Raw genomic sequence first — 15,581 nt, forward strand, 5'->3', positions numbered from 1 at the left:
GCCAAAGGCGAACAACCAAATAAGCTTCAACCATACAGCTCACCTACATATTCCCCATAACCGTTGTAAGGTAGGGTGGGTCGTTTTTCCCAGGATAAGTTGGGACCGCTACTGATGAATCTTTCTGTCGCTTGTGACCATCTGGGGTGAGGCTTATTGGGGTTAACATTTCCCTCAAAGTCATATTCATAGGAATTGATAGTATTCCAGTAGGTAGCTGGCTGGTTAGCTAAAAACTCGACTTTGACTATGGATTTTGCTCCTTTAAAACCATATTTCCAGGGCAGTACCATGCGAATAGGAGCACCATGTTGCTTGGGTAATAGATGACCATAAATACCAATAGCAAAAAATGCTAGTTCGTTAGCCATTTCCTCAACACTTAGACCTTCGGTATAAGGCCAAGGTAAGGAACCAAGGTGTATGCCTGGACCAATCGTAATTTTGCGGTCATAATAGGAGGTAAATCGCACAAATTTAGCCTCTGAAGTAGGTTCTACTGCTTTGATCAGCGCTTTCATCGGAAATCCGATCCAGGGTAGCACCATTGACCACGCCTCTACACAGCGGAAGCGATAGATCCGCTCTTCGATGGGAAATTTAGTTTGCAGATCATCTAGGTCATAGGTTTGGGGATTTTTGACTAATCCCGTCACCTCTAGCTTCCAGTCTTTAGTTGGTAAATTTTGGGCTGCTTGCCAGATCGATTTATTGCCCCCAAATTCATAAAAATTGTTGTACTGTCCAGCGAGCTCCTCATCAGTGATGGGTCTGTCAACACTGGCAAAAGCTGGATTAGTTGCTAAGGATTTGAACTTGGGTTGATTTAGGGTTTCCCAAAGAGCTTTGTCTGAGGCAGAGGAACCTTGACAACCAAGAATTGATAGCATTCCAGTGCCTAGGCTGGCACCAACTAAATTTTTGAGAAAGCGACGTCGGTTAGAATAAGCCGTTTCTGAGGTGACTTGTTGCTCTGGCAGTTCCCAGGACTTTGGTACACGAATGATGGTCATAAAGTAAGTGATATTGTTGACGGTGAGCTTTTAGCAGTCAGCCTCTGAGGCTAGTCGAGCTTATAGCTGGCAAGGGTAGCTTTTCAAGTAGCACCTTGACTGATAGCGTGGGTTAAAACCTTAAGGTAAGCATTCAGCTATCAGCCGTCAGCTGTCAGCCGTTGGCACCTCAAGTAGCGTGCGCGTAGCACAGCTTAATGCTTACACTCAGATTAAACGTTCGCGTAGCGTGACCATAGGCCAAGGCCAAAGCTTACCTCTTTTATTGAAAAGCTGATAGCTGATAGCTGATAGCTTAAGTTATGCTTGTGCAAAGTTATAGTTAAAATTACTACCGCTGATTTTTTTTTCTAAGGATGTATTCGGATGCCAGATTAATGTCATGACTACTAAAATAAAAATAAATAAATAAAATAACGTAAATAAAAAAACCAGGAGAAAGCTGATGATCCGTAAAACACTAGTTATAGTAGGAATCGGCTGGATAGTTGTGGGATTGGTACCTCTTGCCTATGCTCAGTCAGGAGCACAGTCTAGTGAGCCAAGCGGTTCAGTAACCCTGTCTGGTGACACCCTCCGCCAAGTTAATGGTCGCACCGTCTCAGACGATTATGGCACCTTTTTCCCAACATCACTAGAGCTGGAGGAAAAGGAAGGCTTAGGTAACAATTTACAGCCTAAGTTCAAGGTTGGTTCAAGGGACAATGTAGACATAGTTTTTGGGGATACCATCCAGCAGGAAGAACTGAATGTGTTTCCTCAATCCCCAACTAATCGTAATACTCAAAAAGTCCAGTTGGCGGTTCCACTAAGAGAGTAAAGGTTGAGTACAAGGCAAGTTCTAACCACTGATAGCTAAAGGGTTACTCAACCTTTGCTTCACCAGTTCAGTAGCCAGGCTAATTGCAGCCTTCATGCTAGTAGCGTTAGCAATGCCAAGACCGGCAATATCAAATGCTGTGCCATGATCAGGAGAAGTGCGCACAAACGGTAAACCGATGGTAGTGTTGATCGCTCGATCAAATGCCATGAGTTTGACAGGAATTAAGCCCTGGTCATGATAAAGTGCCAAATAAGCATCATAAGCATTATCAGCGTACTGCTGGTGGTTGCCGTACCAAGCCTGACCAGGTTTTACCCAAAGCGTGTCAGGAGGTACAGGTCCATCTAATTGGATAGTCGGGCGTTGCTGGCGCTCTTGCTCTAGCCAGGGAATCAGCCAATCTTGTTCTTCACAACCTAGCTGACCCTGCTCACCACTATGAGGATTTAACCCAGAAATCGCGATTCGAGGTTTCTTGATGCCAAAATCACTAGCCAAGCAGGCGATCAGTAAGTCTAGTTTACTCGCCATCAATAGTGGCGTTAAGGTGTTTGGTACTTGACTTAAGGGAATATGTGTGGTAGCTAAAAGTGTACGTAGGACCCAACCACTATGGGGCGATCGCGCTACGAACAGCATCCCAAATTGTTTGACACCAGAATACTGGGCTAGCACTTCAGTTTGACCGGGATAATCATGTCCTGCGGCTTTCCAGAGAGACTTGGCAATGGGTGCGGTCACGATACCATCAAACTGACCACGTTGGGTGAGTGCGATCGCATTTTCGAGATACATAAAACTAAGAGCACCACTAGCAGCATTACCAACACCTGGGGTGATTTGAGGCCGTTGTCCATAATCCAACTCAATGTCAATTATTGATAATCTCTCTGGGGAAGCTAAAGTAGCTACATCTTCAATCCCCTGCTGACGTAGCTGGGTGTAAGCCCCATTCAAGAGGTACCGATTGCCAATCACCGTTATCTCACAATTGCTAGTGACTTGGGAATCTGCCAATGCCTTGAGGACAACTTCTGGTCCAATGCCTGCCGGATCTCCCAAGGTCACCGCTAACCGAGGACGCCTTGGTGGTGAGTTAAGTTTTCCTGTCAAAGACATGTTCTGATGGTTTGTTGACAAGTCTGACATCATTCCTGAACACTCCCGGACCCTAACCCCTTTGCTGAAATAGTCTTGCTCAGGATTTCCATAGCATTGCTATATTCGGGCACCCTAGTCATGATACCTTGTAACAAAAGTACATAGGAGATCATAAAACAATGGGTACAGAAATTTTCAATGCAGCGTTTTTGTCCTTCACCCTGATTCTTGTGGGTTTGGGCTTAGGCTTCTTATTACTCAAAATCCAGGGAGTGTCAGAATAGTTTCTAGTGAATGGGTTATGGGGTAACGGCTGTGGGGTTTGGTCAAGGATTCTTTCACAGTTTTCTTCCAAATCCATCACTTATGCTGTCTTATCCTACACCCGTTCTCCCACGCCCCTCACCCGATGGCGTTGCCTATTGACTAGCTGGAAAATGAGAGATCGACAAAATTTCTGATAGAATCTTATAGAAAGTTTAAGATTCCTTACTAAAATTACTATAATGAACTTGTTGGTCGTCGGTGCAACTGGCACCTTAGGAAGACAGGTGGTTCGTCGTGCACTGGACGAGGATCATCAGGTACGCTGTCTTGTACGCAGTCCACGAAAAGCTTCTTTCCTAAAAGAATGGGGAGCCGAACTAGTACAAGGGGACCTTTGTGTTCCAGAAACCCTGCCAAAAGCCCTGGAAGGGATCACAGCTGTCATTGATGCGGCAACATCGAGACCAACAGATTCTCTGACCATCAGACAGGTAGACTGGGAAGGGAAAGTTGCCCTGATTCAAGCTTCTGTGGCTGCTGGTATAGAAAGATATGTCTTTTTCTCAATTCTGGGAAGTGAGAATTTTCCTCATGTCCCACTGATGGAAATAAAGCACTGTACAGAACTATTTCTGGCAGAATCGGGATTGCCACACACAATATTGAAACCGAGTGGCTTTATGCAAGGCTTAATCGGCCAGTATGCGATCCCGATTTTGGATGGACAGGCGGTTTGGATTACAGGAGAAACCTCTCCCATCGCCTATATGAACAGCCAGGATATCGCTAAGTTTGGCATTCGCGCTCTTGAAGTTCCAGAAACAGTAAATCAGACATTCCCGGTTGTGGGAACCAGAGCCTTTAGTACCTACGAAATCATTAACCTGTGTGAGCGGTTGTCCGGTAAAGATGCTAAAATAGCCCGACTCCCAATAAATTTTTTGCGGGGTGTGCGCCGATTCGTGAGATTTTTTCAGTGGGGTTGGAATGTGGCAGATCGGCTTGCCTTTACTGAGGTGCTAGTTAGCGGGAAACCTCTGGATGCACCGATGGAGGAGGTATACGAGGTCTTTGGCCTAGACCGGAAGGAAACCACAACCTTGGAAGAATATCTGCAAGAGTACTTTAACCGGATTATGAATAAGCTCAAAGAAATCGATTACGAGAAAGCTAAAAAGAAGTCTAAGAAGAGGACTCCTTTTAAATCTAAATCCTAGTATTTCCTGGAAAGATGCAGCGAGGTCTTGGGGAGCCAGTGGGGCAAAAGTTGGTCTCAACGAGGCTTCCAAGGTGCTCCCGCAAGGGTGACCACACAGCCGGTCCCCATAGGGCGACTGCATCAAGACATTACCTGATTAAATGACAATTGTCTATGATGTTCCAGATAATTTATTTCAAGTAGTTCAAGACAGGGACTGGTGAGTATACCAAAAGCAGGCATTATCTACAACGACCTTAAACCAATGGCTTGTAGCGTTGCTCAAGAGTTGCACAACCAATTGAGGACTGCGGGTTGGGAAGTGTGTATGGCGACAGGGGTTGGGGGAATTCTCGGTTATTCGAGTCCTCAATCACCAGTGTGTCATACACCGATGGACAAACTAGCCCCCCCTGGTTTTGATGACCAGATGGCTTTCGCAATTGTATTAGGGGGAGATGGTACAGTACTAGCCGCTTGTCGCCAAGTGGCTCCCCAAGGGATCCCTTTGCTAACGGTGAATACAGGTCACATGGGTTTCTTGACAGAAACCTATGTCAATCAGTTGCCTTCTGCCTTGGAACAGGTCATGGCACAAGAGTATGTTATAGAAGAACGGTCGATGCTTTCTGTGCAGATCCTGCGAGATGAGAGGATTTGGTGGGAGGCACTTTGTTTAAATGAAATGGTATTGCACCGGGAACCGTTGACGAGTATGTGCCATTTTGAGGTACAAATAGGACATCACGCACCAGTGGATATTGCAGCTGATGGTATAATTGTTTCCACACCCACTGGCTCTACTGCCTATTCTCTAAGTGCTGGAGGACCAGTATTAACTCCTGAGGTGCCGGTGTTGCAACTGTTGCCCATCTGTCCCCATTCTTTGGCATCTCGGGCATTAGTCTTTGCCGACACAGAGCAATTAAGCATTTTTCCCGCTACTCCCAATTCGATGGTGATGGTAGTTGATGGAAATGGTGGTTGCTACGTAATACCAGAAGATAAAATAAAAGTTAAGCGATCGCCTTACTCAGCTCGATTTATCCGTTTGCAAGCACCAGAGTTTTTCAGAGTTTTGCGAGAAAAGTTGGGGTGGGGATTGCCACACATTGCTAAACCGACCTCTGTGGAGTTGCCTTAGGGCTATTGTTCCTGTAAGCTCCTCAGTCTAAATTAAGAATTAAACAGCCTAGCAAGGGTCAAGGGGGGTTAGGCAGGAGTGTCAAAAATGGTGATTGCTCCTGAATATTACGAGAACACAATTAGCTGGAATCAAATAACCATAAGGGTTTCCTGAACGTGTTGCTCGAAAATTGTATTCATACCACCTAGTACTATTAATCTCGATCTGGTAGTTTCTGGTGGGGTCTGGTGGTGTCCAATATCCATATATTACGTAATCTGTCAAATGCAACTTCGGATCAGGGGGGCTTGTGCAACTATACCCCGGTAAGATAGGAGTATCCACCAGCAACTGGCTATTCATGGTCGGTACTTAGGCAATCAACCCAAACTATTCTATGTCTGCTTTGAATCGCAATACTCGTCGTCGGCTCAATAAATTACAACAGACTTCCAGTGTGTGGGAGGGAGACCGCCGTCCCCTGTCAGTTATTGGTAACAATCATCAACAGCCGGATGGTGAGGGTCATAATGATTGCATTCTTTGGGTGGATGGCTCAGAAGGCATTGTCAGGGCAATGGATTTAGTATCACCAACAATGGGACCAGAAGCGATTGTTCGTGCCCTTATGCAAGCCATGGAACATCCCCAAAGCCCCGCCAGACCAGCACGACCCTCAAAGATTGTTGTTCGTAACCGAGAAATTCAGTTTTTTTTGCGAGGTGTCCTTCAAGGGTTAGACATTGGAATTGATTATGTACCGAATTTACCCTTGATTGACGAACTGTTTCGGGGATTTGAGGAAATGGCGGCTACTCGACAACCCCAGTTACCACCTAAGTATGCTGACCTACTCATAGAAAAAGCCTATGAAATTTGGCATGAAGCTGCTTGGGAAGTAGTGGCTGATCATCAGATTATCTCGATCGAATTAAATCGCTGGGATGTAGAAACCCTATACGTATCAGTAATGGGTATGCTGGGTATGGAGTACGGGGTACTACTATATCGCTCTTGGGATTCTCTGAAACGGTTCCGCTCATCAGTGCTGGCAGATGACTCGTGGGACAAGATGGAACAAGCTTTCTTAGGGCAAGATTGCTTGTTTTTAACCTTCGGGCGGTTTGGTGATGATACGGAAGATGAGGATGAAGAGGATGATATTGATTTAGCTGATTTGCCAGTATCAGAGATTGTACCTGGCTTTGGTACAGTCCATCCCTTGGAAGGAATGCGACCTTATATTTATGAAGAAGAAGCGATCGCAATTTATGTTGCCCTAGAAGCGATTCAGCGATTTGTTCAGGATTACCATGAGCAATTAGATGACGAAAACTTACCCAAGATTGGTAAGCGCTACCGCATCCCGGTACCCCTAGAACCAAAATCTACTGTTAGTGTTAAAGTTAACACCCATCCTGACCTGGCAGATGAGTTGTTAGAGATGGCAATTGAATCTGAGGAAGATGATTTCGAGTCAGGGTCGATGACCATACCCTTACGGGATGACCTTGTGCCAAAGGATGCTTTCCTCAAGCTGGGCATGATGTCTTGGGAAGCAATAGAATCCATTCGCTCTGGTGTCAAATCCTATCAGTCTCAGAATATCAAAGCAATCGGGGAAGGCATGCCAGTTATTTTGATTCAAACCACCCGACCAAAGGCACAAGTGTTGATAGAACAGATCGAGACTGCTGGTGGACTCAAAGGGATTTGCTTTAATTCAGGGGAAGACCCCTTTGAGGGCACACGCTACGACCTCGGCATTATCCAAACAGAAAACAGCAGTCTTTATTTGTTAGGAGAGTTTTCTGAAACCGATACCAACCATGCTGCTGCCCGCCAGCAGTGGGAGGAAGGTTGTGAAAATCAGGGATATTGTGGTTTAGTTATTGCCAGAGGTCTAGCAGGAGCATCTCGCGGTAATCCCAAGCCTCGTGACATGATGGCATTGTTTGAGGCGCGATCGCTTTCCACTACAGATTTGGGAATAGCAATCCTCAAGGCAGAACCCTCAATAACTGAGCCACCCTTCTGAGCTTCTGATTGAGAGAATGATTGAGATACTCCCCACCCAGAAGCCTGATCCGATCACGGGATGAGTAGACTAACCACACCACCATCCCCTGGGATTACTTCACCAATTTTACATGCATTTACCTGCTGTGAATTAAACGATTGGAGGGTTTGCTCAACCTGCTGTTGAGGAACAATCAGCACAAAACCAATCCCCATATTGTAGGTATCAAACATTGCCTGAGGACTAACCTGACCTGTTTGGGCTAGCCACTGAAAAATTGGTGGAATCACCCAGCTGTTGGGATAAATCTGGACGGATTGTCCAGCACCCAGGCAACGAGGGAGGTTTTCTGGGATACCGCCACCAGTAATATGAGCCATGCCGTGAATCTCGATACCAGCCCTACGAGCATCAAGCACCGGTTTCACGTAAATCTGAGTTGGTGTCAACAATTCCTCCCCTAAGCTTTTACCAGCTAACAATTCCGGAGTTATGTCCCAGGAAAGAGCGTTGTCTGGGGAATCCTGAACAATTTTCCGGATCAGACTAAAACCATTGCTGTGGACGCCCTGACTGGCCAAACCAATTGCCACATCTCCAATTTGCACTTGGGAACCGTCCAACATGCGGCTCTTTTCTACAATTCCTACACAAAATCCTGCTAGGTCATACTCTGCCAGTTCGTAGAAACCAGGCATTTCTGCAGTTTCCCCTCCTAGTAAGGCACACCCAGCCAGACGACAACCTTGGGCAATACCGGCAACAACCTGAGTCAGTTGTTGTTGATTGAGCTTGCCAGTGGCTAAATAATCCAAGAAAAACAGGGGTTCAGCACCAACAGTCAAGACATCGTTGACGCACATCGCTACCAAATCAATGCCAACGGTGTCATGGCGGTTGAGGTCTTGAGCCAATTTGAGCTTAGTACCAACTCCATCAGTTCCAGATACCAGCACTGGCTCAGTATACCCCACTGGCAGCTGAAAGCAACCACTAAAGCCACCCAGTCCACCTAATACTTCCGAACGGTGGGTACTTTTTACCAGGCTACGGATTTGCTTAACAAATCCTCGACCTGCCTCAATATCAACACCAGCGTCTCGATAATCCATGGGAAAACAAAAATGCTTTTGAGCTAGAAATGCAGGATGTATTTTATATCAAGTCTGGTTGAATACCCATAATTAAGGAGAGGGTGGGGAAGGTGGGTAGAAAGGTCGGTGTGGGGAGATGGGGAGATAGGGAGATTTTTATTAAGGGTAATTATCCTGACCTGATATTACAGGGTACTGTCGATCAAGACCTAGGGGGCACATAGGGTCAGATCAGTAGTGTTTTGATGAAGGTAGTGGTCAGCGCCGTGGTCAGCGCCCTTTCTTACCAGAATTGCTTGCACCTAGTCTGTATTCAAGTTTACTTTATGGAGGAAATTTGTTGAAGCTGATTCATTAGTTATTTCGCAGATCTTGATGGGATTGATAGAAATTAACTATTATTGGCGTTACTTCACAAAAACTTCACAACAGCTCTAACTACTAATATAACTTAGTTTGTGGTGAATCTACAACAGTCGATTTTGACAAGTTATTAGTAACAGCTTCATAAAATGGGGATTCCAGCATCAGAAACTTCATGGTATTCTGTTTCAGGTTATTAGTGATCTAACTAATAACCATTTGTGAGGAAATAACCATTTGTGAGGAGTTAATGGGCAAGTTTAAGTTATGTTACTGCGTTTGTTGCAGCACCATAATGCCTAAAACTGCCAATTATCTTAGATAACAGACCTATGAATCAAAAAATTTGGGGTGGCATCACCGTTTCTGTCCTAACAACAGTTCTCGGTACAATAACATCAATTCCTGTCTCATCCGCTGAGACAGTTGTTGAGACGACAGGAAATTCTGATACCCAACTGGCACAAGAATTGCCATCTACCGCAACTGCAGCAATAGAAAAACTACCGGCTCAGCCAACACCAGAATTTCAATTGGCTGAGTTTCCAGAGCAACTGAGGAATGCCAATACCTCAGAAATCATTACCAATATTTATGCTTATCAACTGGCAGGACGTCAGGCAGCTACACTGTATGTCCGCAGTATTCCTGTTCTGACTTTCCTAGGTTCACAGGGAATCAATACTGACGCTATCAAAGACAGAGTTGCTACTGAGGTTGAAAAGATAGCAACTCCGTCTTCTGTTGCTCCAGGCAACGCTACGATATCGGATGCTAATGGGTCAGAAAATGACTCAATTCAGCGGGCTCAAGTGGTTGCTGCTCGGATCAATGAACTTCATCGCAACAATGTCAATGCTGAGTCAATCACTGTCCGTTGGAATGGTTCCTACAAAAGCTACAGCATCCAAGTCAATGGGGAAGAATTAGTCCAAGTTGATCAGAATACAATTCTGCCAGATACCACTAAAGACCTGGCTGAAGATGCTCTACAAGCTACTAATCGATTGCGACGGCTGATCGGTTACGCTCCCCCTCTCAAAGAAATTGCCGACTTACCGCCAGCACCAAAACCACGAAGAGTACAGAAAGTAGCTAGGAGTACCACTCGGCGAGTAAGAAGTCAGATGAGGGGTATGGCTTCTTGGTATGGTCCGGGTTTCCATGGCCGACGCACTGCCAGTGGTGAGCGATTTAATCAATACGCCCTGACTGCTGCTCATCGTACCTTGCGGTTTGGGACTAGGGTGCGGGTGACTAACATGAGAAATGGTCGCTCCGTCATTGTGCGAATTAATGACCGTGGACCCCACAGCAGGAGTCGGCTCATTGACCTTTCCAGGGGCGCAGCCCGAGTTATCGGACTTGAAAGATCCGGCACTGCTGCTGTGCGTCTAGAGGTTTTATATTAATTTCAATCTTCAACGGCAATGGCTAATGGCTAATGGGGAATGGGTAATCGCTAATCGTAATCCAATTCCGACTTACCCATTACCAAATGTGATAAAAAATTTGTTGCAGGTAGACACGAGAATTATTATGACTATCATCCGTGTCCCTGCTTAAGGTAAGCATTCAGCCTAGGGGGTTAGGTGAATGCTTATTGTTTAAGTGGATAGCCTAAGCGCAACTAAGCTGTGAGGCTTGTGACATACTCCCACACTGACAAGCGCGGTTCAGTGTGAGCTTCTTACCAACTCCAGCTATTGCTTAGGATACACGGGTTACTTTATTAACGATACGGGATGCCCCGACCCACCGGAACAATACAAAAAGTTCTATTTTTAAACACGCAGGTGGCGGTTAGCTCTTAATTTGTTTTCCCTGCTATTTTTATTATAACGTTTTTCAGGCTGTTTATCAGAGTTCCTGTCTGCGATTCATCCCACACCTCAATGCGCATTGAGGTGTGGGATGAATCGCGGCCTTAGCTAATTTATCTATTGAACGAAAAAGAGCTAGGGTCGCTTAGGCGCAGGAGAGAGGGTTGTAGCGTTTTTAACGCTTACTCAAAAATAGGCAATTTAAATGGGCAACAGCTTAATTATTTGTCTTGATGCAAAGCGCGAGTGGCGCATGGGTCTGTGTGCGGAACCTGCGTCCGCACCTGTCTTGATGCAAAGCGCGAGTGGGGGTTCCCCCCAAGACCGCACTGGCTCCCCAAGACCGTAATGGTGCGTTTGACCCGTAATTAAATTCGCCACGGGTCACACCTCTGCATCGCTTTTTCAGAAACTCCAACTTTAACTAAACTTTAAAAATCTATAACTTCATTCCTGGCTTAGGTTTGAGCTATTAGTCCAAAAAAATAGTTGGCTAAGTTGGGGGTTTGAAGTAGTACAAAACTTTAATTTATTATTCTAAACTTTAGAATAGTCTTTGGTTAGTGGTGTAACATTAAACAAGTTTACTTTAAATAAGTAATTCTTGGGCAATTTTGAGTGCTAAGTCAGCTTTATTTAGGACTGAAATGCCTGGAATCATAATGTTTTATCTACCTAACTATGACTCAAAAAAGTTGGAGTTGCATCACCGGTTATTTGCTAACAACAGTTATGGGTACGTTGTTATCAACTGATATTTCATCAGCTAAGGGCTTTGACTACACTGTTAAATATAACCCTGACTTACCACTGATGACAGAGGTGAAATCTGCCACAATTCCAGATGCTGAAAAACTCTCAAGTCAGCCAGTGCAGATGTTTGATTTTGCCGAGTTTCCAGCTCAATATAGAATTCTCCCTAGTTTAACCTTACCAGCGCCTGAGCTAATCACTACTGAGGAGATTCCAAAGTCAGAACAGAAGAGAGCTTCTGCCAATTCTAATCTCCAAGAAAACGCTATCCTGATAGGCTTAGCTTCTCCTCTCAAAAAAAGCACTGCTTCACCACAGACATGGCAACCACTAAAAGTACCAACGATTGCAAGGCGTAGCCGTCGCCGAGTGCGATGGAGTGTAAGGGGGATAGCTTCCTGGTATGGTTCAGGTTTCCATGGCAGGCGCACTGCTAGTGGCGAAAGATTCAATCAATACGCTCTGACTGCTGCTCATCGCACCTTGCGGTTTGGGACTAGAGTCAAAGTGACTAATCTCAGAAATGGTCGCTCTGTCATTGTGCGGATTAATGACCGTGGACCTTATGGCAGGGGTCGGATTATTGATTTGTCCAGAGGAGCTGCCAGAATAATTGGACTGGTAAGGTCTGGCACTGGGCCTGTGCGTATAGAGATTCTTTATTGAATTTATTACTGATTAGTCATTAGGCATCTCCAGGAATTCCTTGGCAATTCCTGGAGATGCCTATTTATATAGGACTATCTTGCTAACATCGATAAGAATCTAAACTCTAGAGTCTAATGCACCTGTTTACAACAACTGCTGGATTACACTGCTACTTAGAACGTCAAGGTCCTGGCAAGGAAGTGGGTCTAGTAACCACCATGGGAGCTTTGCACAGCGGTCACTTAAGCTTAATTGAGCGGGCAAGACGAGAAAATTCTCTGGTCATTGTTAGTATTTTTGTTAATCCTCTTCAGTTTGCACCGACAGAAGATTTTCAGGAGTACCCCCGTGGATTGGCTCAGGATCAAGAACTTTGCCAACAGATTGGAGTTGATGCAATTTTTGCTCCCACTGTGGACCAGTTGTATGGTGACAATCCAATGCCCACTGCGGACAAGGGTGATGAATTGACTCAAGTGATTCCACCCAAAGCCATGACCTCTTTCCTATGTGCTGTCTCTCGTCCTGGTTTTTTTCGGGGTGTGGCAACTGTCGTAGTCAAGCTGTTGAATCTGGTACGACCAAACAGAGCCTATTTTGGTCAAAAGGATGCCCAACAGTTGGCAATCATCCAGCGTATGGTGGCAGATTTAAAGTTACCAGTGACAATTGTTCCTTGTCCGATTGTGCGGGAAAAGTCGGGACTGGCCTGTAGTTCTCGCAATCAATACCTGACACCAGAGCAAAAAGCCCAAGCATCATTACTCTATAAAGGGTTGCGTAGTGCTCAGAAAGCGTTTCAAGATGGATTATGCGATCGCATCAATCTGATTGAGAGGGTTAGGTCAGAATTAGCTGGAACCCAGGATATCCAGGTCGAGTATGTCGAATTAGTACATCCTGTTACTCTAACCCCCCTCGAACAGGTTGAAGAGCAAGGATTATTAGCGATCGCAGTTCACTTAGGTACAACTCGTTTAATTGACAATATACTCCTGTCCCATCGTAAACCGATTGTGGCAATTGATGGTCCGGCTGGAGCTGGAAAATCTACTGTTAGCCGTTTGGTAGCCAAAGAGTTAGGATTGATGTATCTTGATACTGGTGCCATGTACCGGGCTGTGACATGGCGGGTGCTCAAAGCCGGTATTGACTTGGAAGATGAGCCTGCGATCGCAGAATTAGTCAGTAAGTGTACAATTAATCTTACTAATAATCAACCGGGAGAGTCTGGGATTCAGGTGTGGGTTGATGGAGAAGAAGTTACCCAGGTCATTCGCTCACAGTCCGTTACTGCCAAAGTGTCTACGGTAGCTGCTCTGAGTTCAGTACGCCGTGAGTTACTCAAACAACAGCAGCGCTGGGGTCGTCAAGGAGGAGTAGTGGCTGAAGGTCGTGACATTGGCACCCATGTCTTTCCCAATGCAGAAGTCAAACTATTCTTAACGGCTTCTGTCCAAGAAAGGGCGCGCCGCCGTCAGCAAGACCTGAAAAACCGGGGGCAAGAGGTGAGCTTAGAACAGCTGGAGCAGGAGATTCAACAGCGTGACCTAAAGGACAGCACCCGTGCTGTAGCACCCTTGCGCAAGGCAGCTGATGCTATTGAAGTACAAACCGATGGTATGACTATTGCAGAAGTTACCGATTATCTTGTCAATATCTACCAAAAGATCCGGGAACGTGAGAGCCCCCTTTTCTAAAGGGGGGATGAAACTCCCGCGACGGGGTTTACCCCGACGTATCCATTCAAATAAGTTATAATATAAAGTAAGGAGGTGATAGTGACGTGTACAAAACAATTCCATTAAAAGCAAAGTTTTCAGATGAAGAAAATGCTTTTTGGCTATTTCAGTGCGAACAGGCCAATAGCTTATGGAATTGTGCTACGTATTACTCCAAACAAAAACATTATGGTTGGCTAGAACAGCAGCCAGAAGCATTTACGACTTACTGGAAAGGGGATGATCTAAGATACGGCTGGAAAACTTACAAGTGTAGCGTTAAATACGCGGAATTGTGCAAAAGTCTTAAAGATAGCCCTCACTACAAAGCAATGGCTGCTCAGTCCGCACAGCAAACCCTCAAATCTGTAGCCGAATCAATTACTAGTTATAACCAGCTAGTTAGTCTTTACTATAAAGGTCAGGTAGATAGACCAAGGCTCCTCAGATACCGCCAGAAAGGGGGACTGGCTGCTGTTACTTTTCCTCGGCAAGCGCTGACTTATAATAATGGCTTATTTTATCCGTCAATCAGTAAAGAGAGCAAACTAGAATTACTTACGGAGATTACACTTGAGCCGCCCGGGTTTATAGATCCAGATTGGGTTAAAGAGGTAACTGTTCGCCCGTACCTAGGAGAATTATGGATTGACTGGGTTATTGATGATGAGAAGCAATTGATCGAAAATAATCCTAACCTAGACTATTCCCAAGCGTGGAGTTTTGACCACGGTGGTGATAACTGGCTAACTGGTGTCTCAACTCAAGGAAAAAGCCTAATCATTGATGGCCGCAAACTCAAATCAATGAATCAAGGTTATGCCAGATTAGTCGCGAAGTATAAAACCGGCAAACCGGAGTTTTACTGGGATGCGAACCTAGCACGGGTGCAAAGAAAACGAAACAATCAGATCAGGGATGCGATAAATAAAGCGGCTAGGTTTATAATCAATCGCTGCCTAAGTGACCGCATTGGAAATTTAATTATCGGGTGGAACGAACGTCAAAAAGATTCTTTAAATATGGGGCGACTAGGAAATCAAAACTTTGTAGTCATCCCCACTAAAAGGTTAATCGAAAGACTGAAACAACTTTGTACCGAATATGGTATCAAGCTAACAATTACTGAAGAGTCGTACACCAGTAAGGCGTCTTTTCTGGATGATGACCCATTACCAAAACACGGTGAAAAACCCAGTGGATGGAAAGCATCAGGTAGAAGGATGAGGCGCGGGCTGTACAAAACTTCTTTTGGACACCTGATCAATGCCGATTGTAACGGTGCCGCAAACATAGCGAAAAAAGTAGCCACACAGTTAGGTATCGACCTGACCAAGGTGGGTAGGGGAGCTTTGACACTCCCACATCGACATGATCTTTTTAAATCCCTTTCTAGATCATATCGAACAAGCTGTGAAGTGGCAGAGCGAGGGATTGCTCGCCCTGCCACTTCACAACCTTGTAGAATCCTCCGTGCTTCAGCCGGGGGAGATGTCAATATCAGCAATTGTCACCGGATAGCTGACCGCTAATGTTAAACAGACAATTAAACAGACAATTAGGCAACAGCTAGCCACCACTATATAAGATGATGGTTAGTTACATATGATAATTTAATTTCCTGGTATTTT

The 15,581-nt window shown here is 45.2% G+C and carries 13 protein-coding genes; 10 read left to right on the forward strand and 3 right to left on the reverse strand.

The window, feature by feature from the left end; translation table 11 throughout:
- Positions 1 to 26: 26 nt before the first annotated feature.
- Positions 27 to 1,013, reverse strand: a complete 987-nt coding sequence (gene msrP, locus F6J90_RS38525) for a protein-methionine-sulfoxide reductase catalytic subunit MsrP (protein WP_293106709.1) — start codon at positions 1,011 to 1,013, stop codon at positions 27 to 29.
- 445 nt (positions 1,014 to 1,458) lie between these two features.
- Between msrP and F6J90_RS38530 the strand changes: the two genes are divergently transcribed.
- Entirely contained in the window at positions 1,459 to 1,833 is a 375-nt protein-coding gene (locus F6J90_RS38530) for a hypothetical protein (protein ID WP_293106711.1), read from the forward strand.
- A gap of 21 nt (positions 1,834 to 1,854) precedes the next feature.
- Here the strand turns inward: F6J90_RS38530 and pdxA are convergent, their stop codons facing one another.
- Positions 1,855 to 2,955: a 4-hydroxythreonine-4-phosphate dehydrogenase PdxA gene (gene pdxA / locus F6J90_RS38535; RefSeq protein ID WP_293106714.1), complete on the reverse strand. Its 1,101-nt coding sequence runs from the start codon at positions 2,953 to 2,955 to the stop codon at positions 1,855 to 1,857.
- A gap of 161 nt (positions 2,956 to 3,116) precedes the next feature.
- Between pdxA and F6J90_RS38540 the strand changes: the two genes are divergently transcribed.
- The 4 genes from F6J90_RS38540 (at position 3,117) to F6J90_RS38555 (ending at position 7,566) form a co-directional block, all read left to right on the forward strand.
- Positions 3,117 to 3,221 carry a PetM family cytochrome b6-f complex subunit 7 gene (locus F6J90_RS38540; RefSeq protein ID WP_063747919.1) on the forward strand — a complete coding sequence of 35 codons (105 nt, stop codon included), beginning with the start codon at positions 3,117 to 3,119 and terminating at the stop codon, positions 3,219 to 3,221.
- 222 nt (positions 3,222 to 3,443) lie between these two features.
- Positions 3,444 to 4,421 (forward strand): SDR family oxidoreductase, encoded by a 978-nt coding sequence (locus tag F6J90_RS38545; protein ID WP_293106717.1) that lies wholly within the window; start codon positions 3,444 to 3,446, stop codon positions 4,419 to 4,421.
- A gap of 207 nt (positions 4,422 to 4,628) precedes the next feature.
- Positions 4,629 to 5,546 (forward strand): NAD(+) kinase, encoded by a 918-nt coding sequence (locus F6J90_RS38550; RefSeq protein WP_293107210.1) that lies wholly within the window; start codon positions 4,629 to 4,631, stop codon positions 5,544 to 5,546.
- Positions 5,547 to 5,925: 379 nt separating this feature from the next.
- Complete coding sequence (locus tag F6J90_RS38555; RefSeq protein WP_293106719.1) at positions 5,926 to 7,566, forward strand: hypothetical protein; 1,641 nt, start codon at positions 5,926 to 5,928, stop codon at positions 7,564 to 7,566.
- 53 nt (positions 7,567 to 7,619) lie between these two features.
- Here F6J90_RS38555 and purM read toward each other — a convergent pair whose 3' ends face one another.
- A complete protein-coding gene (gene purM / locus F6J90_RS38560; protein ID WP_293106722.1) occupies positions 7,620 to 8,660 on the reverse strand; it encodes a phosphoribosylformylglycinamidine cyclo-ligase in 1,041 nt (346 codons plus the stop codon).
- Positions 8,661 to 8,743: 83 nt separating this feature from the next.
- Between purM and F6J90_RS38565 the strand changes: the two genes are divergently transcribed.
- The 5 genes from F6J90_RS38565 to F6J90_RS38585 all read left to right on the forward strand — a co-directional run bounded on the left by F6J90_RS38565 (position 8,744) and on the right by F6J90_RS38585 (position 15,482).
- Entirely contained in the window at positions 8,744 to 8,866 is a 123-nt protein-coding gene (locus F6J90_RS38565) for a hypothetical protein (protein WP_293106724.1), read from the forward strand.
- A 471-nt stretch (positions 8,867 to 9,337) separates the two neighbouring features.
- Positions 9,338 to 10,417, forward strand: coding sequence for a septal ring lytic transglycosylase RlpA family protein (locus F6J90_RS38570; RefSeq protein WP_293106727.1), 1,080 nt, complete (start codon positions 9,338 to 9,340; stop codon positions 10,415 to 10,417).
- Between the two features lie 1,092 nt (positions 10,418 to 11,509).
- Complete coding sequence (locus F6J90_RS38575) at positions 11,510 to 12,247, forward strand: septal ring lytic transglycosylase RlpA family protein (protein WP_293106730.1); 738 nt, start codon at positions 11,510 to 11,512, stop codon at positions 12,245 to 12,247.
- Positions 12,248 to 12,363: 116 nt separating this feature from the next.
- A complete protein-coding gene (locus F6J90_RS38580) occupies positions 12,364 to 13,929 on the forward strand; it encodes a bifunctional pantoate--beta-alanine ligase/(d)CMP kinase (protein WP_293106732.1) in 1,566 nt (521 codons plus the stop codon).
- An 86-nt stretch (positions 13,930 to 14,015) separates the two neighbouring features.
- Positions 14,016 to 15,482 carry a transposase gene (locus F6J90_RS38585; RefSeq protein ID WP_293106735.1) on the forward strand — a complete coding sequence of 489 codons (1,467 nt, stop codon included), beginning with the start codon at positions 14,016 to 14,018 and terminating at the stop codon, positions 15,480 to 15,482.
- Positions 15,483 to 15,581: the final 99 nt, after the last annotated feature.

The organism is Moorena sp. SIOASIH (genome assembly GCF_010671925.1).
Classification (GTDB): domain Bacteria; phylum Cyanobacteriota; class Cyanobacteriia; order Cyanobacteriales; family Coleofasciculaceae; genus Moorena.

Excerpts from the sequence above, each read along its gene's own strand:
- msrP (WP_293106709.1), bottom strand. The coding sequence starts at position 1,013 with ATGACCATCATTCGTGTACCAAAGTCCTGGGAACTGCCAGAGCAACAA.
- F6J90_RS38530 (WP_293106711.1), top strand. The coding sequence starts at position 1,459 with ATGATCCGTAAAACACTAGTTATAGTAGGAATCGGCTGGATAGTTGTG.
- pdxA (WP_293106714.1), bottom strand. The coding sequence starts at position 2,955 with ATGTCTTTGACAGGAAAACTTAACTCACCACCAAGGCGTCCTCGGTTA.
- F6J90_RS38540 (WP_063747919.1), top strand. The coding sequence starts at position 3,117 with ATGGGTACAGAAATTTTCAATGCAGCGTTTTTGTCCTTCACCCTGATT.
- F6J90_RS38545 (WP_293106717.1), top strand. The coding sequence starts at position 3,444 with ATGAACTTGTTGGTCGTCGGTGCAACTGGCACCTTAGGAAGACAGGTG.
- F6J90_RS38555 (WP_293106719.1), top strand. The coding sequence starts at position 5,926 with ATGTCTGCTTTGAATCGCAATACTCGTCGTCGGCTCAATAAATTACAA.
- purM (WP_293106722.1), bottom strand. The coding sequence starts at position 8,660 with ATGGATTATCGAGACGCTGGTGTTGATATTGAGGCAGGTCGAGGATTT.
- F6J90_RS38570 (WP_293106727.1), top strand. The coding sequence starts at position 9,338 with ATGAATCAAAAAATTTGGGGTGGCATCACCGTTTCTGTCCTAACAACA.
- F6J90_RS38575 (WP_293106730.1), top strand. The coding sequence starts at position 11,510 with ATGACTCAAAAAAGTTGGAGTTGCATCACCGGTTATTTGCTAACAACA.
- F6J90_RS38580 (WP_293106732.1), top strand. The coding sequence starts at position 12,364 with ATGCACCTGTTTACAACAACTGCTGGATTACACTGCTACTTAGAACGT.